Source organism: Tritonibacter multivorans, from assembly GCF_001458415.1.
Taxonomy (GTDB): domain Bacteria; phylum Pseudomonadota; class Alphaproteobacteria; order Rhodobacterales; family Rhodobacteraceae; genus Epibacterium; species Epibacterium multivorans.
This window is the reverse complement of record NZ_CYSD01000033.1, coordinates 49,753-67,151: the sequence shown is the minus strand read 5'-3', so window position 1 is coordinate 67,151 and position 17,399 is coordinate 49,753. Positions and strand designations below refer to the sequence as shown.

22 protein-coding genes are annotated in these 17,399 nt (G+C 61.4%); 16 read left to right on the top strand and 6 right to left on the bottom strand.

Annotated features, from left to right (window positions below):
- The gene (locus TRM7557_RS10470; RefSeq protein WP_058290164.1) at positions 1 to 879 is read right to left on the bottom strand and encodes a LysR family transcriptional regulator; all 879 of its coding nucleotides are present in this window, start codon (positions 877 to 879) and stop codon (positions 1 to 3) included.
- A 130-nt stretch (positions 880 to 1,009) separates the two neighbouring features.
- Here TRM7557_RS10470 and TRM7557_RS10465 point away from each other — a divergent pair, with 130 nt between their 5' ends.
- Positions 1,010 to 1,591 (top strand): FMN-dependent NADH-azoreductase, encoded by a 582-nt coding sequence (locus TRM7557_RS10465; protein ID WP_058290163.1) that lies wholly within the window; start codon positions 1,010 to 1,012, stop codon positions 1,589 to 1,591.
- A gap of 246 nt (positions 1,592 to 1,837) precedes the next feature.
- Here TRM7557_RS10465 and TRM7557_RS10460 read toward each other — a convergent pair whose 3' ends face one another.
- Positions 1,838 to 2,365 carry a prolyl-tRNA synthetase associated domain-containing protein gene (locus TRM7557_RS10460; protein WP_058290239.1) on the bottom strand — a complete coding sequence of 176 codons (528 nt, stop codon included), beginning with the start codon at positions 2,363 to 2,365 and terminating at the stop codon, positions 1,838 to 1,840.
- Positions 2,366 to 2,667: 302 nt separating this feature from the next.
- On the opposite strand from TRM7557_RS10460, the gene ffh reads away from it, so the two are divergent.
- Genes ffh through rimM form a run of 8 tightly spaced genes read left to right on the top strand, consistent with a single transcriptional unit; the run spans position 2,668 to position 7,421 of the window.
- A complete protein-coding gene (gene ffh / locus TRM7557_RS10455; RefSeq protein ID WP_058290162.1) occupies positions 2,668 to 4,215 on the top strand; it encodes a signal recognition particle protein in 1,548 nt (515 codons plus the stop codon).
- Positions 4,216 to 4,752, top strand: a complete 537-nt coding sequence (locus TRM7557_RS10450) for a GNAT family N-acetyltransferase (protein ID WP_058290161.1) — start codon at positions 4,216 to 4,218, stop codon at positions 4,750 to 4,752.
- Positions 4,749 to 5,351, top strand: a complete 603-nt coding sequence (locus tag TRM7557_RS10445) for a GNAT family N-acetyltransferase (protein WP_058290160.1) — start codon at positions 4,749 to 4,751, stop codon at positions 5,349 to 5,351. The genes TRM7557_RS10450 and TRM7557_RS10445 overlap by 4 nt, the downstream gene beginning before the upstream one ends.
- Positions 5,344 to 5,652: a chorismate mutase gene (locus TRM7557_RS10440; RefSeq protein ID WP_058290159.1), complete on the top strand. Its 309-nt coding sequence runs from the start codon at positions 5,344 to 5,346 to the stop codon at positions 5,650 to 5,652. The genes TRM7557_RS10445 and TRM7557_RS10440 overlap by 8 nt, the downstream gene beginning before the upstream one ends.
- Positions 5,653 to 5,710: 58 nt before the next feature.
- Positions 5,711 to 6,076 carry a 30S ribosomal protein S16 gene (rpsP, locus tag TRM7557_RS10435; RefSeq protein WP_058290158.1) on the top strand — a complete coding sequence of 122 codons (366 nt, stop codon included), beginning with the start codon at positions 5,711 to 5,713 and terminating at the stop codon, positions 6,074 to 6,076.
- Positions 6,077 to 6,079: 3 nt separating this feature from the next.
- Positions 6,080 to 6,733: a 5,6-dimethylbenzimidazole synthase gene (bluB, locus tag TRM7557_RS10430; RefSeq protein ID WP_058290157.1), complete on the top strand. Its 654-nt coding sequence runs from the start codon at positions 6,080 to 6,082 to the stop codon at positions 6,731 to 6,733.
- 21 nt (positions 6,734 to 6,754) lie between these two features.
- Positions 6,755 to 6,925 (top strand): hypothetical protein, encoded by a 171-nt coding sequence (locus tag TRM7557_RS20040; RefSeq protein WP_165592453.1) that lies wholly within the window; start codon positions 6,755 to 6,757, stop codon positions 6,923 to 6,925.
- Positions 6,918 to 7,421: a ribosome maturation factor RimM gene (gene rimM / locus TRM7557_RS10425; RefSeq protein WP_058290156.1), complete on the top strand. Its 504-nt coding sequence runs from the start codon at positions 6,918 to 6,920 to the stop codon at positions 7,419 to 7,421. The genes TRM7557_RS20040 and rimM overlap by 8 nt, the downstream gene beginning before the upstream one ends.
- Here rimM and TRM7557_RS10420 read toward each other — a convergent pair.
- Positions 7,418 to 8,443, bottom strand: a complete 1,026-nt coding sequence (locus TRM7557_RS10420) for a phosphotransferase (protein WP_058290155.1) — start codon at positions 8,441 to 8,443, stop codon at positions 7,418 to 7,420. The two genes, rimM and TRM7557_RS10420, sit on opposite strands and share 4 nt — an antisense overlap.
- A 50-nt stretch (positions 8,444 to 8,493) precedes the next feature.
- On the opposite strand from TRM7557_RS10420, the gene trmD reads away from it, so the two are divergent.
- From trmD to TRM7557_RS10400, 4 genes are all read left to right on the top strand, one after another.
- Positions 8,494 to 9,309: a tRNA (guanosine(37)-N1)-methyltransferase TrmD gene (gene trmD, locus TRM7557_RS10415; RefSeq protein WP_058290154.1), complete on the top strand. Its 816-nt coding sequence runs from the start codon at positions 8,494 to 8,496 to the stop codon at positions 9,307 to 9,309.
- Between the two features lie 394 nt (positions 9,310 to 9,703).
- Positions 9,704 to 10,075, top strand: coding sequence for a 50S ribosomal protein L19 (gene rplS, locus TRM7557_RS10410; RefSeq protein ID WP_058290153.1), 372 nt, complete (start codon positions 9,704 to 9,706; stop codon positions 10,073 to 10,075).
- An 11-nt stretch (positions 10,076 to 10,086) separates the two neighbouring features.
- On the top strand, positions 10,087 to 10,308 hold the full coding sequence (rpmE, locus tag TRM7557_RS10405; RefSeq protein ID WP_058290152.1) for a 50S ribosomal protein L31: 222 nt from the start codon (positions 10,087 to 10,089) through the stop codon (positions 10,306 to 10,308).
- Positions 10,309 to 10,527: 219 nt separating this feature from the next.
- Entirely contained in the window at positions 10,528 to 11,337 is an 810-nt protein-coding gene (locus TRM7557_RS10400; RefSeq protein ID WP_058290151.1) for a division plane positioning ATPase MipZ, read from the top strand.
- A 122-nt stretch (positions 11,338 to 11,459) separates the two neighbouring features.
- On the opposite strand, the gene TRM7557_RS10395 is transcribed toward TRM7557_RS10400, so the two are convergent.
- Together TRM7557_RS10395 and TRM7557_RS10390 are read right to left on the bottom strand one after the other, a co-directional pair.
- Positions 11,460 to 12,719 (bottom strand): adenylate/guanylate cyclase domain-containing protein, encoded by a 1,260-nt coding sequence (locus TRM7557_RS10395; RefSeq protein ID WP_058290150.1) that lies wholly within the window; start codon positions 12,717 to 12,719, stop codon positions 11,460 to 11,462.
- A gap of 46 nt (positions 12,720 to 12,765) precedes the next feature.
- Positions 12,766 to 13,233: a MarR family winged helix-turn-helix transcriptional regulator gene (locus TRM7557_RS10390; protein ID WP_058290149.1), complete on the bottom strand. Its 468-nt coding sequence runs from the start codon at positions 13,231 to 13,233 to the stop codon at positions 12,766 to 12,768.
- A gap of 102 nt (positions 13,234 to 13,335) precedes the next feature.
- On the opposite strand from TRM7557_RS10390, the gene hmgA reads away from it, so the two are divergent.
- From hmgA to maiA, 3 genes are all read left to right on the top strand, one after another.
- A complete protein-coding gene (hmgA, locus tag TRM7557_RS10385; RefSeq protein WP_058290148.1) occupies positions 13,336 to 14,691 on the top strand; it encodes a homogentisate 1,2-dioxygenase in 1,356 nt (451 codons plus the stop codon).
- A gap of 138 nt (positions 14,692 to 14,829) precedes the next feature.
- Positions 14,830 to 16,092 (top strand): fumarylacetoacetase, encoded by a 1,263-nt coding sequence (fahA, locus tag TRM7557_RS10380; RefSeq protein WP_058290147.1) that lies wholly within the window; start codon positions 14,830 to 14,832, stop codon positions 16,090 to 16,092.
- A gap of 3 nt (positions 16,093 to 16,095) precedes the next feature.
- Positions 16,096 to 16,737: a maleylacetoacetate isomerase gene (gene maiA / locus TRM7557_RS10375; RefSeq protein WP_058290146.1), complete on the top strand. Its 642-nt coding sequence runs from the start codon at positions 16,096 to 16,098 to the stop codon at positions 16,735 to 16,737.
- Between the two features lie 159 nt (positions 16,738 to 16,896).
- On the opposite strand, the gene TRM7557_RS10370 is transcribed toward maiA, so the two are convergent.
- Positions 16,897 to 17,379 carry an NUDIX domain-containing protein gene (locus TRM7557_RS10370; RefSeq protein ID WP_058290145.1) on the bottom strand — a complete coding sequence of 161 codons (483 nt, stop codon included), beginning with the start codon at positions 17,377 to 17,379 and terminating at the stop codon, positions 16,897 to 16,899.
- Positions 17,380 to 17,399: the final 20 nt, after the last annotated feature.

Here is a 17,399-nt window from a genome sequence, read left to right as displayed (position 1 = left end):
TCAGGCAGGCCAGCTCTTGGCGCGGTCCTTCAGGAAAGACAAAAACGCCTGCACCTTATTGGTGCGATGCAGATCCACATGAGTCACCAACCACAGGGTTGCGGTCCAATCGTCCTTGGGCTCCATCATCTGCACCAGATCAGGATGGCCCGCAGCCTCCCAGAGGGTGAAGAACCCGATGCCTGCGCCCGCCTGCACCGCCTCTTGCGCAGTGGTGCGATCCGAACAGCGGAACGCAATGCGGTCCTCGCTGACATTGGCGCGCAGCCAGCGCTCGAACGGGGCCCGGCTTTCCGAATTATCAGCGCCCACAAAGCGGTGGTTCTGCATGTCCTCCACGCCGTTCAGCATCCCGTGCTGCTCCACATAGGATTTAGAGGCAAACATCGCCATGCGCTGGCTCAGGAAAGGCTGCACCACATTGTCAGGCTGTTCCGGCGCCGCGCCTGCGCGCAGGGCCACATGGGCCTCGCCGTACTCCAGCCGGAACAGCCGGTCGCCGGTCAGATAGCGGATCACCAGATCCGGGTGCAGCTGCTGAAACGCAATCAGTTCCGGTGCCAGCATCGGCGCCATGGACGACAGCGAGGTCACGACCAATTCGCCCGAAACCTCGTCCCCCTGCCCCTTCAGCCGCCCGACCAGCTGGCTGAACTGATCATCCGTCGCCTGTGCCACGCGCAGCAGATCCAGCCCGGATTCGGTTGGGGTATAGCCGCGCGCATGGCGCTGGAACAGCTTGACGCCCAGCCGGCCTTCGATCGCATCAATATGGCGGATGACCGTGGCATGGTGTACGCCCAGCACCTCGGCCGCGCCGCTGACAGTGCCCAGCCGGGCCACCTGAAAGGCGGTGCGCACCTCGTCCCAATTGTCCATCACAGCCCCCTGCCCGTCCCTCAATCAGATTCTGCAAAAATGCACAGATCCTGTTGAATATCGAAAATTGTGTTTGGTTTTGCAAGGGTGCATCTTTCTCTCAAAGCACACCCTCAAAAGGAACCCTACCATGACCAAGACCGTCCTGCATATCGACAGCTCCGCCCGTCTGACGGGCTCTGCCACCCGTGACCTTTCCGCCGCTGTTGTGGCAAAGCTTGCGCCTGAAACAGTGATCCGCCGCGATGTCGCCACCCCGCTTCCGCTGCTGGACGCGACCTGGGTGGGCGCGAATTTCACCCCCGCCGAAGACCGGAGCGCCGAACAGCGCGCGACCCTTGCACTGTCCGATGAGCTGGTGGCAGAGCTACAAGCCGCCGACACCATTGTCATCGGCGCGCCGATCTACAACTTTTCGATCCCCGCAACGCTGAAGGCCTGGCTCGATCAGGTGGCCCGCGCGGGAGTGACGTTCAAATACACTGAGAACGGACCCGAAGGTCTGCTGACCGGCAAACGCGCCATTATTGTTGCGGCCTCCGGTGGCACTCCGGTTGGCGCGGACTTCGACTACGCGGTCCCTTACCTGCGCCATATGCTGGGCTTTATTGGCATTGCAGATGTTGAAATCATCGCCGCGGACCAGCAGGCCATCGATGCCGAAGGCTCCATGGCCAAGGCAAAAGACGCCGTCGCAGCCCTGGCCGCCTAAGCCCCGCCTAAGCCCTCCCACTCACAGAACGCATGTCATGGCCCCTTCGGGGGCCATTTCGCCTGCGGCGCGCGCGGATCTCCCGCCCCTTTGAGGTGAGGCAAAGCCTCCCCTCAAAAAGCGTTGGGCATGGCAGGGGCCGCGCCGAAGGCGCGGCCCCTGCCCCCCGGCGATGTGCGCAGCACAGCGCAAACCCTCTGCAGCGCAGACGCCGGGTTAAGCACCCAAGCTAAACACGCGGAGGTGTCAGACCCACTCCGGTGTCACCCTGATCTTCTCCAGAAACGCGAAAAACGCCGCGCGCTCCATGGCCACGGTGCGATCATTCACCAGCGGGTGCATATAGATCAGCTCTGCCTCCTGCGCCTCGCGGTCCATGAAGAACCGCACGTCGGTCTCGACCCCATTGATCATCGCCAGCGGGCTCACCGCGCCGGGGCGGATACCAAGGTTCTGCAACAGACGATCCGCCGACCCGAACGACAGACCGCCGACACCCAGCTCCCCGCCAAGCGCCTTGAGGTCAATCTCGCGGTCCTGCTCCAGGCTCACCAGATAATTCCGCTTCTTGCGATCCCGCAGGTAGAGGTTCTTCAGCCGCAGACAGCGCTTGCCGGGCGCGATGATCTTATCCTCGACCCCTTTGGCATCCTCCACCGTGCGCAGCGGCACATGGTCGTGCAGGGTATAGGCAATGCCCCATTCATCCATCTGCGCCAGCAGCGCATCTGATGAGGTGGGCAGGCTGTCCTGAAAAGCCGAAGAGGCATCCACAACGTCGCTCATGGGTTTTGGTCTTTCCTTTTGTCCGTTGCCGCCCCTTGTGACAGCAACAAACCGGCCCTGCAATTGACTCCCCGACCAAAACCCGATAATGCCCGACCAAATCCCGGAAGAATCTCAGGTCTTCCGGTCCCCGCCCATGTCGGGGATCGCCCTCCACCAGCGTGTTACGCCCGTGGGGGCAATAGCGTTTGGTCTGATCTTACCGCAAGACAGGCAATTGCACATGGACCCACCGCTGCCTAAATTAGGCAGCACTTGTTTGATGTTACGGCCACAGGAGACCGCAGAGCATGTTTGAAAATCTATCCGAACGCCTCTCTGGCGTCTTTGACCGGCTGACCAAACAGGGTGCCCTATCTGAGGACGACGTCAAAACCGCCCTGCGCGAAGTGCGCGTGGCCCTGCTGGAGGCAGACGTCTCCCTGCCCGTGGCGCGGGATTTTGTCAAACGCGTGCAGGATCAGGCCACCGGTCAGGCCGTCACCAAATCCGTGACGCCGGGCCAGCAGGTCGTGAAAATCGTCCATGACGCCATGGTTGCCACCCTTCAGGGCGAAGGCGATCCCGGCGCGCTGAAAATCGACAACCCGCCTGCCCCGATCCTGATGGTCGGCCTGCAGGGGTCGGGTAAGACCACCACCACCGGCAAGCTTGCCAAACGTCTGAAAGACAAAGAGGGCAAGAAGGTCCTCATGGCCTCGCTCGACGTTTATCGCCCGGCGGCGATGGACCAGCTGGCGGTGCTGGGCACACAGATCGGCGTGGACACCCTGCCGATCGTGCCGGGCCAGAAACCCGTCGACATTGCCAAACGTGCCAAACAGCAGGCGCTCTTGGGTGGCTATGACGTCTATATGCTCGACACTGCCGGTCGCCTGCACATCGACGAAACCCTCATGGGCGAGGTCGAAGAGGTTCGCAACGTAGTTGAGCCCCGCGAGACCCTGCTTGTTGTTGACGGTCTGACCGGTCAGGTCGCCGTTGAGGTCGCCGAGGAATTTGACGCCAAAGTTGGCATCTCTGGCGTGGTCCTGACCCGTATGGACGGCGACGGGCGCGGCGGTGCCGCCTTCTCCATGCGCGCAGTCACCGGCAAGCCGATCCGTTTCGTGGGCCTCGGCGAAAAGATGGACGCGATCGAGACCTTCGAGCCAGAACGGATCGCCGGCCGCATCCTTGGCATGGGTGACATTGTTGCTCTGGTCGAGAAAGCCCAGGAAACCATCGAGGCCGAACAGGCCGAACGCATGATGAAGCGCATGATGAAGGGTCAGTTCAATATGAACGACCTGAAGATGCAGCTGGAACAGATGCAGCAGATGGGCGGCATGCAGGGCATGATGCAGATGATGCCGGGCATGGGCAAAATGGCCAAACAGGTCGAAGAGGCAGGCTTTGACGACAAGGTCATCCTGCGTCAGGTCGCCCTCATTCAGTCCATGACCAAGAAAGAACGCGCCAACCCTGCGCTGCTGCAAGCCTCGCGCAAGAAACGCATTGCGGCCGGTGCCGGCCAAGAGGTCAGCGATCTGAACAAGCTTCTGAAAATGCACCGCCAGATGGCGGATGTGATGAAGAAGATGGGCAAAATGGGCAAAGGCAAAATGCTGAAACAGGCCATGGCTGGCATGTTCGGCGGCAAAGGCAGCATGCCCGACATGCCCGCAGGCATGGACCCCTCCAACATCGACCCCAAAGCGCTGGAAGCAGCCGCCAAAGCCATGGGCGGCGGCAAGGGTCTTCCCGGCGGCCTTCCGGGCCTTGGCGGCATGGGTGGCATGCCCGGTGGTCTGCCCGGCCTTGGTGGCCTCGGTGGCTTTGGAAAGAAAAAGAAGTAAATGACCGCCACGCCGACCATATCGACCGAACGACTTGTGTTGCGCCGCCCCGAGCCGCGCGACAAGGAGGCTATTGTTGCCTTCTATATGTCCGAACGGTCGCAATATGCGGCGGGCAATGTGCCCCGGTTTATGGCGTGGAAAAACACCGCTTCGATCTTTGGCCACTGGGAGCTCAAAGGCTTTGGCCTCTGGGCTGTGACCCGCAAGGGCGATGACAGCATTATTGGTCTGGTTGGCCCGTTCTTCCCGGACGGCTGGCCCGAAACCGAAATCGGCTGGCTGATCTTTGACGGCGCCGAAGGGCACGGCTTTGCTCATGAGGCCGCCGTTGCCGCAGTGGCGGATGCGCGCAGCCGTCTGGGCTGGACCAAGATCGTCAGCTATATCGCGCCGGAAAACGCCCGCTCTATTGCGCTGGCCGAACGCCTGGGCGCGGTTCTGGATGCAAACGCCGCCGTGCCTTTTGCCGAAAAGCCGACCTTGGTTTACCGCCACCTTCCCAAAGATGACGGCAGTGTGGAGGCCTACGCATGACCGTGACCATCCCCACGCTGGAAACCAACCGCCTGATCCTGCGCGCGCCCGAAGCCGTGGATTACCCGGATTTCAAAGCCACCTTCACCTCCTATCGCTCCCGTTTCATGGGCGGCCCCCTGAATGCCTACGAGGCATGGATGCTCTATGCCGCAGAAATCGGCCATTGGCAGATCAAGGGCTTTGGCATGTGGATGATCCACGACAAGGCGACCGATGAAACCTATGGCATGGCCGGGGGCTGGCAGCCCGCAGGCTGGCCCGAACGGGAAATCGCCTGGATCATCTGGCCCGGTGCCGCTGGCAAAGGCTACGCGCTCGAGGCCAGCCACGCGGCGCGCGCCTATTACTACGACCAGCAGGGCTGGAACGGCGCGGTCAGCTATATTGACCCGAAAAACCTCGATTCGATCCGTCTGGCCGAACGGCTGGGCGCGAAGAAGGACCCGGAAGCCGCCACCATTGACGGCAATGACGCGGTCTATCGCCACCCCTCTCCGGCGGATCTGCAAAACAGCCAGATTGGGGATGCGATCGAAATGGAAATCAACCACTACGCCGACCCGCTCTTTAAACCGAAAGGATGGGCCATTGACTGATCTGCAAAACGACCCCGTCGCCCGCGCCGCCGAGATCCTCAAAGGCCACCGCGAGAGCATCGACCGTCTGGACGCCATTTTGGTCTACACGCTGGGCGAGCGGTTCAAACACACCCAGGCCGTGGGCAAGCTCAAGGCCGAACACGACCTTCCCCCGTCCGATCCTGACCGCGAAGCGCGCCAGATCGCACGTCTCGAAGACTTGGCAACCGCGGCCGACCTCGACCCGGAATTCGCCAAGGCGTTTTTGAACTTCATCATCGATGAGGTCATTCGCCACCACAAGAAACACCAAGAATAAACGGGCTTGACCTGACACAGGCTTTCCCGTTCAACGCCATCCAAAGGAGATCTGAACAATGGCAATGAAAATTCGTCTGGCCCGCGGCGGCTCCAAAAAGCGTCCCTTCTACCGCATCGTGGCTGCTGACAGCCGCATGCCGCGCGACGGCCGCTTCATCGAGAAGCTGGGCACCTACAACCCGCTGCTGCCGAAAGACAGCGAAGAGCGCGTGAAAATGGACATGGAAAAAGTCCAGGCATGGCTCGACAAAGGCGCACAGCCGACCGACCGTGTTGCACGTATGCTGGAAGCAGCAGGCGTTCTGACCAAGAAAGAGCGTAACAACCCGAACAAAGCTGTTCCGGGCAAAAAAGCGCAAGAGCGCGCAGAAGAAAAAGCAGCGAAAGCCGCTGAAGCAGCCGAAGCAACAGCTGAGGAATAATCCATGGACGCGCGGACCCCTCACCCGGAAGGCGACTTCCCCGAGGCGTTCCGCCGCCAATTGGATTTGCTCATGCGTCTGCGCCGGGATGTCCGGCGCTTTCGCAGTGATGCAGTGGACGAGGCAGTGCTTAGGCGCTGCCTCTCTGCCATCCAGATGGCCCCCTCGGTCGGGCTGTCTGAACCCTGGCGGCTGATCCGTGTCGAAAGCGACGCGGCCCGCGCTGCCGCATTGGCCAATTTCGAGGCCGCAAACGACCGCGCCCTTCAGGGATACGGCGGGGACAAAGCCGCCCGCTACGCCACGCTGAAACTCTCGGGCATGCGCAATGCGCCGGTACAGATGGCGTTTTTCTGCGATGAAAGCACCACCAAAGGCCACGGATTGGGTGCGGGCACCATGCCCGAGATGCGCCGCTATTCGGTGGTCTGCGCGATCACCCTGTTCTGGCTGTCCTTGCGCGCCGAAGGTCTGGGCCTTGGCTGGGTGTCGATCCTCGACCCGGACCAGCTGACCCGCGACCTGAACGTGCCGGAAGACTGGCAGCTTGTCGGTTACTTCTGCATTGGCCACCCCGAACGGCTCTCCGACATCCCAGAGCTGGAAGAAAGCGGCTGGGAACGGCGCTATCGTGACCTGCCCCTTGAAACCCGCTAAGTTCCCCGGCAGTTAGGGGACATGGGACTAATTCGCCTTATCATATTCACGGCTGTCGCCTTTGGCGCCGGTGTTCTTTTTGAACGTGCAGGCGCACGCGAGCGCTGCGATCTGGCAGGCGGCGAATGGACCCGCACGACCACAGGGGCCCGCGTCTGCGCCAGCCCCGTCACTGGAGAGTTTAATGGATGATCTGATCTGCGTTGGCGCGCTTGCGGGCTCTTTCGGGGTTCGCGGCGAGGTCCGCCTCAAAAGCTTCTGCGCCATGCCGGAAGAGATCGAGGCCTACTGCCCCCTCACCGATGAGCAGGGCAACGGCAGCTATTCCGTCATCCTGACCCGCGCCATCAAAGGCGGCTATGCGGCACGCCTGACCGGGGTGGAGACCAAGGAAGAGGCCGACGCGCTGAAAGGCCTGCGCCTGTTTGCGCCGCGCGACCGTCTGCCGAAACTGCCCGATGACGAATTTTACCACGCCGACCTGATTGGCCTTGCGGTGTTTGACACCGGCGGGGCGCACCTGGGCACGGTGAAATCGGTGCAGAACCACGGCGCCGCAGACCTGCTGGAAATCCAGGGGCCGGGGTTGAAAACCACCGTTCTGCTGCCGTTTACACTGGATGCGGTGCCAACTGTGGATCTGGCACAGGGCCGCATTGTCGCCGACCCGCCCGAAGGGCTGTTCTAAGCCACACTGGCCTGCAAGCTGCTCAGCACCCGCTCCAGCCGTTCGGTCCGGCGCCTGACCTGCTCAGCCGTCAGCCCATCGCGCTGGTGCCCCTGCTTGAGCCAGGCGTCAAACACCCGCAGTGCAAAGAAAAACCGCACCACCGGATCATCGCTGAGCCCGGCGCCATAGCCGCGTTCAAAAGCCGCCCAATCGGCTTGCGCCACCATGCAAAAGCCCGCCGCCACCTCGCCGTCATCTTCCGGTGCGATCAGATGGAACATGCCATTGGCCAACCAGAAATTTGCGATGTCACGCTGCGGATAGATGCCACTGTGGTTGGCAAAATCAATGAACCACAGATCCTCACCCGACAGCAGCACATTGCGCATATGCAAATCGCCATGTTCCAGCGCGCCCTCAAAGGGATGCCCACGGGCCGCGCGCCCGGCCTTATGCAGATGCGCACAAAGACCCAGAAACCGCTTGGGCCGGTGCACCTCACGCAGGCCCCCACGCACCTCTTGCGCCACCTGCGACACCCGCTCCAGATGCGCCTTCGGCCAGAATTTGCGCGCCCCTACCTGTGAACAGCGGTGCAGGGCGGCAATGGCGCGCCCGGCCTGTTCCAGAACCTCCCCCCGCGACACCATCCCCAAGTCCGCCGCCGTCATTTCCCGAAACAGCGTATCGCCGGGCACAAATTCCAACAGAATGATCTTCTGCTCAGGGTCCCGCCACAGCACTTTGGGCACTCGAACGCCCGGAACATCCCGCAAACCTTCTTCTGCTGCGATGTGGCGGGCCAGAACTTTCTGAAACGCAGCCTCGCCGCCTGCACCAAAATCCGCCCGCAGCACATAGGCCCCGCCGCCTGTGTCCCGCACCACCATCGCGCAGCGCCGAGCCGCCATCCGCCGGTTGACCCGCAGCCGCTGAAAGCCTGCGCCGTCCCCGGACAGGCCCAGATCTGCGGCAATCTGCGGCCACAGCGCCTGCGTACGCAGCTGCACCGCATCTGCCGACTGTTCGTCCTGGCTCATCCCATATTCTTTCTGTTGCACCCTGCCGCGATTGAATTAAACAGCATCCCATGAGCAAGCCAACCAAATCTCACAAGTCCCACGGCCGCCTGTCGATTGGCGCCACCCTGAAACCGCGCGAACTGATGACGGATACCCCCGACCTCGCCGGTGTCTGGAAGGCCAAGATCCTGACCCTGTTCCCCGGCGCCTTTCCTGGCGTTCTCGGCGAAAGCCTCACCGGCAAGGCGCTGCAACAGGGCCTCTGGCAGCTCGAGACCATCGACCTGCGCCCCTTTGGCATTGGCAAGCACAAGAACGTCGACGACACCCCCGCAGGCGGTGGCGCGGGCATGGTGCTGCGTGCGGATGTGCTGGGCGACGCAATTGAAACAGCCCAAGCCGACACCCGTGGCAACTGGCCGCTGATCTACCTGAGCCCCCGCGGACGCCGCATGGACCAGAAGATGATGCAGAATTTGGCGCGCTGCGACGGCATGACCCTCCTGTGCGGTCGGTTCGAAGGCGTCGATGAACGGGTGCTGGAACACTACAATATCCAAGAGGTCTCGCTGGGTGATTTTGTCATGACCGGCGGCGAACTGGCGGCCCAAGCCCTGATTGACGCCACCGTGCGCCTGATCCCCGGCGTCCTGGGCAATCAGGCCTCGACCGAGGAAGAAAGCTTCTCCTCCGGCCTGCTGGAACACCCGCAATACACCCGGCCCGCCGAATGGAAAGGGCGCAAGATCCCCGATGTGCTCATGTCCGGCCACCACGGCAACGTGGAAAAATGGCGCCAGCAGATGAGCGAAGAGATCACCGCCAAACGCCGCCCCGACCTCTGGGACGCCTATCAGCAGCGCGAGGACCAAGACGAAACCTAAGGCGTAGGCGCTGCTCTTTCATCTTTTCTCAAATATCCCGGGGTGCGGGGCAGCGCCCCGCTCCACCGCTGCCCCGCCTGCCCCCGTTGCGGCCCCGGCGTACGCCCGTCACGCAACGCGTTTCGCGACGAAACGGCCTTGATTTACAGGCGCATTCCAACTAAAGACCGTCCATCCGGGCAACTCTTTGCGAGTCGCCGGGACTTTGGCCTGTCCGCACCCCCCGGTTTTCTCATCGGATCAGGGGACAGAACCAAAGGGAAATAAAAGGAAAAACAGCCATCTCCGGCGGGCGCAGTCTGACCTTCAGATCCGCGGACCCGATGAGGACCAGGAGCTCTGGGATGTTTCGCAAACTTCGTGGAAAAACCACGAGCAACCATAGGAGACGATCATGGATCTGATCGCACAACTCGAAGCGGAGCAGATTGCTGCGCTGGGGAAAGACATCCCCGACTTCAAAGCCGGTGACACCATCCGCGTCGGCTACAAAGTGACCGAAGGCTCCCGTTCCCGCGTGCAGAACTACGAAGGTGTCTGCATCTCCCGCAAGAACGGCAACGGCATCTCTGGTTCCTTCACCGTCCGCAAGATTTCCTTCGGCGAAGGCGTGGAGCGTGTGTTCCCGCTGTTCTCCACCAACATCGAGAGCATCGAAGTTGTTCGCCGTGGCCGCGTCCGTCGCGCCAAACTCTACTATCTGCGTTCCCGCCGTGGTAAATCCGCGCGTATCGCAGAAGACAGCAACTACAAAGCCAAAGCGTAAGGAGTGGTTCTATGAAAGCCGATACTCATCCCGACTACCACTTCATCGACGTCAAAATGACCGATGGCACCATTGTCAAAATGCGCTCCACCTGGGGCAAAGAAGGCGATCAGCTGGCACTGGACATCGACCCCTCCGCGCACCCCGCGTGGACCGGTGGCTCCACCCGTCTGATGGACGCCGGTGGCCGCGTGTCCAAGTTCAAAGCGAAATACGAAGGTCTGGGCTTCTAATCCCAGCTTGTGTTTTGAACACGAAACGCCGTCCCTCTGGGGCGGCGTTTTCGTTTGCGGGCGCTGAACAGCCCCCGCGCGCTGCCGCAGGAATTTGCACTGCAGAAATAGGCTCTAATTCAGGCCCTCTCCACGCTTCCCATTGAAAAGCCCCCTCTCTATAGTCGAGGCAAAAGACAGGCTCACAACAGGGTCTGCAGCACGCAGAGGGACCGATAGATGGCGCATATTATTGTCGTCGGCAATGAAAAGGGCGGCGCGGGCAAATCGACCGTGTCGATGCACGTCGCAACCACCTTGGCCCGCTTGGGCCACAAGATCGCAGGTCTGGATCTGGACCTGCGCCAGCGATCCTTGGGGCGCTATCTGGAGAACCGGCTGAATTTCATGGCCAACTCCAATCTCGAGCTGCCGATGGTGTCGCTCTATGATCTGCCCGAAATCGACCCGAACTCTTTGCAGCCCGGCGAAAACATTTATGACCTGCGGCTGTCTGCGGCGATTTCCGAACTTGAGCCGAAGTATGATTTCATCCTGATCGACTGCCCCGGATCACACACGCGCCTGTCTCAGGTGGCGCATTCGCTGGCCGATACGCTGATCACACCGCTGAACGACAGCTTTGTCGACTTTGATCTGCTGGCGCATACGGACGACAAGGGGGAAGCCATCAAAGGCCCGTCGGTCTACTCTGAAATGGTCTGGAATGCCCGCCAGCTGCGCGCGCAAGCCGGGCTGCCGCCAATCGACTGGATTGTCATCCGCAACCGCGTCGGCACCCAGCGCATGGTCAACAAAGAAAAGATGGAACGCGCCATCTCAATGCTGTCCAAGCGCATTGGCTTCCGGGTTTCGCCCGGGTTCTCCGAACGCGTGATCTTCCGCGAACTGTTCCCACGGGGGCTGACCCTGCTGGACCTGAAGGACGTGGGCGTCAAGCAGCTCAATATTTCCAATATCGCCGCCCGTCAGGAACTGCGCGATATGATGAAAACGCTGGAACTGCCGGGCGTCGATATCGACATCTAGGGCCGCGCTCGCGGAGCAAAGGCAGCCGCGGCCTGCCCGGCCCAACGCGTGTGTGGGGAGGCTGTGCCTCACCCGAACGGGGCGGGAGGGCCCCGCTGTGGCTGGGCGCAACCGCTGAATAATTACGACATGGTTGGCAAAGGGGCAGCGGGTGCCTCTGCGGCGAGATAAATGGTGAACATCTCTATTGGCGCAGCCACCCCGCGCAGCATGTAGCGGCCAACCGACACAAGATCATGCGAGACCTCCCCCGCAGCGCGGCGCACTTCCTCGGACAGCAACACCTCGCGGTCCACCGCCCGGTGCAAATCGGACATGCGAGCTGTGAGATTCACCGTCGGGCCGATCACAGTGAAGTCCAAGCGGTTCTCTGCGCCAATATTCCCATACAGGATCTCTCCGGCATGGAGTGTAACCCGATAGCCCGCATGGGGCAGACCTTTGGTCTGGCGCTGATCATTCACCTGCGACAATCGCGCCTGTAGGGCGGCAGCGGCATCGAGCGCCGCGCGGGCATCGGCCTCGAGCGTGCCCAGGTTGAACATTGCAAGCACACCATCCCCGAGAAATTTGAGGATATTCCCGCCATGTCCCTGCACCACTTCGATGACATGATCGAGATAGCTGTTGAGCATCTCCACCACCTCGCATCCCGGCAGGCGTTCGGACAGGGCAGTAAAGCCATTGAGATCAAAGAGAAACACAACCGCATCGATGTCCTGCGTAGAGCCGCGGCGGATCTCTCCGGACAGCACGCGTTCGCCCGCGTCCCGCCCCAGATAGACCTTCAGAAGATCACTGCCCATCTGACGGTTCCCTGAGGTCGACAGAACCACGACAAGGGTCTCAAAACAGGCGCGGATCAGATCCTGATACTCCGCACGCATGCCGTCGCCGCCATCACAGGTCCAAGACGCCACAACACCTTCAGAGTTAAAGTTTTCCGGCTCACATTCTTCGCGGCTGAGCGGTCCAACAGGCTGCCAATTGGCAAAATAGCCGGTGCCGCCCATGGCGCGCAGCTCTTCAAAAATGGGATAATCCCGCCCCTTTGGCGCCAGCAGATCCTCGGCCATGTCCACCTTGGCGTTGTTGATCAGATGGTAGAACGGGCTGTCACGCCATTCGTCGATGGTGCGTTCGGGGTTCTCGAAATACTCGTGACGCAGCCCATCCGCGCGGGTCCAGGTAAAGCCAATGCCACCAAATTCCGGGTGAAAGGCCCGCTGCCCCAGCTGCATCCGAAGCAATGGAATGCCCGCATTGACCAGACGTTCGCAAAACTCGCGCAGCATATCCGTGCGGTCGGTGCCTTTGAGCCCCTGATCGATCAACCAGGTTTTGAGCGCGGACGCATGGGACAGGGGCAAGAGGTCGTTCATTTGGAGCATCCAGTCAAAAGGTTCCGGTAAATCTAGGTACTCTGCCTTAGCTTGCCAACTGGCGCAGCATGCGACGCAGCAGCTCTATTTCCTTTTTCTCGAAGTTTGCCGCCAGTTTGCGGTCATGGGCTGCCGCATGAGCCTTGAGATCCTCATAGACCTTCTGGCCCGCCGTGGTGAGCTCCAGATGTTCCGCGCGTCTGTCCTGCTCATCGCGGGCCCGGGTGATCCAGCGGCGCTCGGCCAGTTTGGCCACCGCGCGCGAGACTTTGGTTTTATGCAGGCTGGCGCGTTTGCCGATCTCTTTTGCGGTCAGCGTGCCGTACACGCCAAGATGGAACATCACCCGCCATTCCGCGCGCAGCATGCCGTAGCGCCCCTTATAGAGCGTCTGGAAATCGAGGCTGGACAATTCTGCGGCGCGGCTGAGTAGAAAGGGCAGGAAGTCCTGCACGTCGAAGTCCGCATCGGGATCGAGGTGAACATCGGGAGTGAGGGGGGCATTTTGGGTCATGCGACCATTGTGGCACCCCAGTAGTTACAAAATCAACCATTGTTAGTTACAAAAACAACTATTAGCCAAGGACTCGGACGCCGTTGCCAGAGGAGACCTGCGATGAATCGCCCCACCGCGCCGCATCAGATGATCCAAGCCCCGACACAGGCGGGGCCGCATGCGGGCTACATGCCTGGGTTTGGCAATGACTTTGAAACCGAGGCCCTGCCCGGTGCCCTGCCGGAGGGGATGAACAGCCCCCAGAAATGCAACTATGGCCTTTATGGCGAACAGCTGTCAGGCACCGCCTTTACCGCCGAACGCCCGGAGCGGTCCTGGTGTTATCGTATTCGCCCCAGCGTAAAACATTCGCACCGATATGAACGGATCGATCTGCCCTATTGGAAAAGCGCCCCGCATATGCCTGCGGATGTGACCTCGTTGGGTCAGTATCGCTGGGACCCAATGCCCCACACCGACGCGCCCCTGACCTGGCTGACGGGGATGCGGTCCATGACCACGGCAGGGGATGTGAACACGCAAGTGGGCATGGCGACCCATATCTATCTGGTCAACCAAAGTATGGTGGACAGCTATTTCTTCTCGGCCGACTCTGAACTTTTGGTGGTGCCGCAGGAAGGGCGTCTGCGGTTCTGCACGGAACTGGGGATCATCGATCTGGAACCGAAAGAGATCGCCATTCTGCCGCGCGGGCTGCTGTACCGGGTGGAGGTGCTGGAGGGGCCGGCGCGGGGTTTTGTCTGCGAAAACTACGGCCAGAAGTTTGAGCTGCCCGGGCGCGGTCCGATTGGCGCAAATTGCATGGCCAATCCGCGGGATTTCAAAACGCCGGTGGCGGCCTTTGAGGACCGCGAGGTGCCATCGACCGTGACCATAAAATGGTGTGGTCAGTTCCACGAGACCCAGATCGGCCACAGCCCGCTGGACGTGGTGGCCTGGCACGGCAACTACGCCCCCTGCAAATATGATCTGCGCACCTATTGCCCAGTGGGCGCGGTGCTGTTTGACCACCCGGACCCGTCGATTTTCACCGTGCTGACCGCGCCGTCGGGCGTGCCGGGAGTGGCCAATATCGACTTTGTCCTGTTCCGGGAGCGCTGGATGGTGGCGGAAAACACCTTCCGCCCGCCCTGGTATCACAAGAACATCATGAGCGAGCTGATGGGCAATATCTACGGCCAGTATGACGCCAAGCCAAAAGGTTTCATCCCCGGCGGCATCAGCCTGCACAATATGATGCTGCCACATGGGCCTGATAAGACGGCCTTTGAAGGCGCGTCTAATTCGAACCTTGGGCCGGAAAAGCTGGAAAACACCATGTCGTTTATGTTCGAGACCCGTTTTCCCCAGCATCTGACGGAATTCGCGGGTCGAGACGCCCCTTTGCAGGATGACTATATCGACTGCTGGAGCGATATAGAGAAGAAATTCGATGGGGAGCCGGGGTTGAAATGACCCTGCCTTGGGGAGGGGCGCTGCCCCCTTGGCCTGCGGCCAATTCCCCCGGGATATTTGGAAAAAGATGAAAGGCCCGGACCTGTGTGGCCGGGGCAGTTGGCGCGCTACGCCGCGCTGCATGAAAGGACAAAGACTATGTCATTGATGAAATCCTGGGTGGCATCGGCCAATTCCGCCGCCCATCCCTTTCCGCTGAACAACCTGCCCTATGGCGTGTTCTCGACCGCGGATCTGGAGGAGCCGCACTGCGGTGTGGCGATCGGGGATATGATCCTGGATGTCACCGCAGCCGAGGCCGCCGGTCTGGTTGATCTAGGGGAAGAGCCGCTGTTTGACGCGCCGATGTGGAACCCGTTGATGGAGGAAGGCCCCGCTGTCTGGACCGCCCTGCGTGCGCGTCTTGTGGCGCTTTTGGAAGACGGGGCCAATGAGCGCGCTAAAGTGGAGCTGTTTCTTGTGCCGCAGGCGGACGCAGAGATGCATATGCCGTTTCAGGTTTCGGAATACACCGATTTCTATGCGGGCCGTCACCATGCCACCAATGTGGGCACAATGTTCCGGGGCGCCGAGAACGCGCTGCCGCCGAACTGGCTGCATATCCCCATTGGCTATAATGGCCGCGCGTCGTCCGTGGTGGTGTCGGGCACCGATGTTCAGCGCCCTTGGGGGCAGCTGAAGGGGCCGAATGACGCCGCGCCGCGTTGGGCCCCGTCGGCGCGGTTTGATATTGAACTGGAGATGGGCGCGATTGTTGGCATGGCCTCCGATGGGCCCTTGAGCGTGCAGGCGGCTGACGATGCGATCTTTGGCTATGTGCTGCTGAACGACTGGTCCGCGCGCGACATTCAGGCCTGGGAATACCAGCCGCTGGGTCCGTTTCAGGCCAAGGCGACCGCGACCTCGATCAGCCCCTGGATCGTCACCAAAGCAGCGCTGGAGCCGTTCCGCTGTGACACCCCTGCGCGCGAGGTCGAGCTGTTGGACCATCTGAAGGACTGCGGGCCGATGCTCTATGATATTGAGCTGGAGGTCGGGCTGACGCCTGAAGGCGGGTCTGAAAGCGTAATTGCCCGCACCAACTATAAAGAGATGTATTATTCTTCGGCCCAGCAGCTGGCCCATCACGCCACATCTGGCTGTCCGATGAATGTGGGCGACCTTCTGGGCTCGGGCACGATCTCTGGCCCGGAGAAAGGCAATCGCGGCTCGCTCTTGGAACTCAGCTGGGGGGGCAAAGAGCCGCTGGAGCTGGAGGACGGCGCGACGCGCAGCTTTGTTGAAGATGGCGACAGGCTGGTGCTGAAGGGCACAGCCAAGGGCAAGGGGTTCTCGGTCGGCTTTGGCGACTGCAGTGGCACCCTGCTGCCGGCGCGCAGCGACCCGTTTGCGCGGGGCTGAAGGATGGCGGATGCGGTTCTCTATGACTATTGGCGGTCTTCGGCGAGCTACCGGGTGCGGATTGCCCTGAACCTTGCGGGCATCGCCTATGAGAGCCGCGTCGTTGATCTGGTGGTCGGCGACCAGCGCGGAGAGGACCATCTGGCCCGCAACCCGCAAGGCCTCGTGCCCGTGCTGGAGATTGATGGGCAGCGGTTTACGCAGTCTCTGGCCGTTCTGCGCTATCTGGATGCGACCCGTGGACTGGGGTTGATCCCGGGCGACCCTGTCGAGGCGGCCCATCAAGAGGCGCTGGCGCAGGCGATTGCCGTGGATTTGCACCCGGTCTGCAACCTGTCGGTCGCGCGATTTGGCACCGGGTTGAGCGAGGGTGCATTGGACATGCAGGGTTGGATGCAGCATTTCATCCGCCCGGGCCTTTTGGCCTTTGAGGCGCTTCTCGCACGGTGGAAACAGCAGCCCTATTGCACGGGCGCGCAGCCAAGCCTTGCGGATCTGTGCCTGATACCACAGCTCTATAATGCGCGCCGCTGGGAGGTGGATCTGAACGGGTTGGCGCGGTGCCGCGCAGTCGAGGCCGCCTGCACAGCACTGCCGGCCTTTCAGGCCGCATACCCGGACGCAGTAAAACCCACGTCAGATTAATCCAATACATGGCGCCAGAGGTGTTTCGCTTCGGGCCCTGCGGCCCGAAGCGACCGGCCGCGCGCGCCCTTCGGGCGCGCGCGGCCATGCCCAACGGGAGCCTTTTGCATTTCCAATGCACAGGCGACGGGCGGGAGCCGCTGCCTGCCTGTTCTGCGGTTAGCTCTGATCCTGCACAACGCCGAGGTAGAGCGTGCCACGGGCCTCGACCAGAACAGCGCCATAGGGGGGATCGAACAGGTCAGCTTCGGCCACCGGATCGGCCCAGCGGACGTTGATCTGTTTATTGTCCGGATCGGTGCCCATATGCGGGCTGTAGGGCGCGCGCAGTTTGCAATCAAACAGATGTTCGACCTGATGACGGACCCCTTCGGGACGGGCTTTGTAAAGTTCGGCCACATGCAAAAGGCTGATCACTTCGACCTCAGCCCCGACCTCTTCGAACACCTCTCGGGCGGTGGCTGCGGCCAGTGTCTCACCCGGTTCCAGTCGTCCCCCGGGCAGGGTTAGATAGATCCCCCCCTCGGGCGTCTGCTTGACTTGCACCAATACCTTTTCGCCCTGCCATATCACAGCGCGCGCCGTGGTGCGCACCGCAGGCAACACAGCCCCCGCAGATGAGATGTTTGGATCGGTCGACATGGCGGCCCCCTTCAAAGCTA

Excerpts from the sequence above, each read along its gene's own strand:
- TRM7557_RS10470 (WP_058290164.1), bottom strand. The coding sequence starts at position 879 with ATGGACAATTGGGACGAGGTGCGCACCGCCTTTCAGGTGGCCCGGCTG.
- TRM7557_RS10465 (WP_058290163.1), top strand. The coding sequence starts at position 1,010 with ATGACCAAGACCGTCCTGCATATCGACAGCTCCGCCCGTCTGACGGGC.
- ffh (WP_058290162.1), top strand. The coding sequence starts at position 2,668 with ATGTTTGAAAATCTATCCGAACGCCTCTCTGGCGTCTTTGACCGGCTG.
- TRM7557_RS10450 (WP_058290161.1), top strand. The coding sequence starts at position 4,216 with ATGACCGCCACGCCGACCATATCGACCGAACGACTTGTGTTGCGCCGC.
- TRM7557_RS10445 (WP_058290160.1), top strand. The coding sequence starts at position 4,749 with ATGACCGTGACCATCCCCACGCTGGAAACCAACCGCCTGATCCTGCGC.
- rpsP (WP_058290158.1), top strand. The coding sequence starts at position 5,711 with ATGGCAATGAAAATTCGTCTGGCCCGCGGCGGCTCCAAAAAGCGTCCC.
- bluB (WP_058290157.1), top strand. The coding sequence starts at position 6,080 with ATGGACGCGCGGACCCCTCACCCGGAAGGCGACTTCCCCGAGGCGTTC.
- TRM7557_RS20040 (WP_165592453.1), top strand. The coding sequence starts at position 6,755 with ATGGGACTAATTCGCCTTATCATATTCACGGCTGTCGCCTTTGGCGCC.
- rimM (WP_058290156.1), top strand. The coding sequence starts at position 6,918 with ATGGATGATCTGATCTGCGTTGGCGCGCTTGCGGGCTCTTTCGGGGTT.
- TRM7557_RS10420 (WP_058290155.1), bottom strand. The coding sequence starts at position 8,443 with ATGAGCCAGGACGAACAGTCGGCAGATGCGGTGCAGCTGCGTACGCAG.
- trmD (WP_058290154.1), top strand. The coding sequence starts at position 8,494 with ATGAGCAAGCCAACCAAATCTCACAAGTCCCACGGCCGCCTGTCGATT.
- rplS (WP_058290153.1), top strand. The coding sequence starts at position 9,704 with ATGGATCTGATCGCACAACTCGAAGCGGAGCAGATTGCTGCGCTGGGG.
- rpmE (WP_058290152.1), top strand. The coding sequence starts at position 10,087 with ATGAAAGCCGATACTCATCCCGACTACCACTTCATCGACGTCAAAATG.
- TRM7557_RS10400 (WP_058290151.1), top strand. The coding sequence starts at position 10,528 with ATGGCGCATATTATTGTCGTCGGCAATGAAAAGGGCGGCGCGGGCAAA.
- TRM7557_RS10395 (WP_058290150.1), bottom strand. The coding sequence starts at position 12,719 with ATGAACGACCTCTTGCCCCTGTCCCATGCGTCCGCGCTCAAAACCTGG.
- TRM7557_RS10390 (WP_058290149.1), bottom strand. The coding sequence starts at position 13,233 with ATGACCCAAAATGCCCCCCTCACTCCCGATGTTCACCTCGATCCCGAT.
- hmgA (WP_058290148.1), top strand. The coding sequence starts at position 13,336 with ATGAATCGCCCCACCGCGCCGCATCAGATGATCCAAGCCCCGACACAG.
- fahA (WP_058290147.1), top strand. The coding sequence starts at position 14,830 with ATGTCATTGATGAAATCCTGGGTGGCATCGGCCAATTCCGCCGCCCAT.
- maiA (WP_058290146.1), top strand. The coding sequence starts at position 16,096 with ATGGCGGATGCGGTTCTCTATGACTATTGGCGGTCTTCGGCGAGCTAC.
- TRM7557_RS10370 (WP_058290145.1), bottom strand. The coding sequence starts at position 17,379 with ATGTCGACCGATCCAAACATCTCATCTGCGGGGGCTGTGTTGCCTGCG.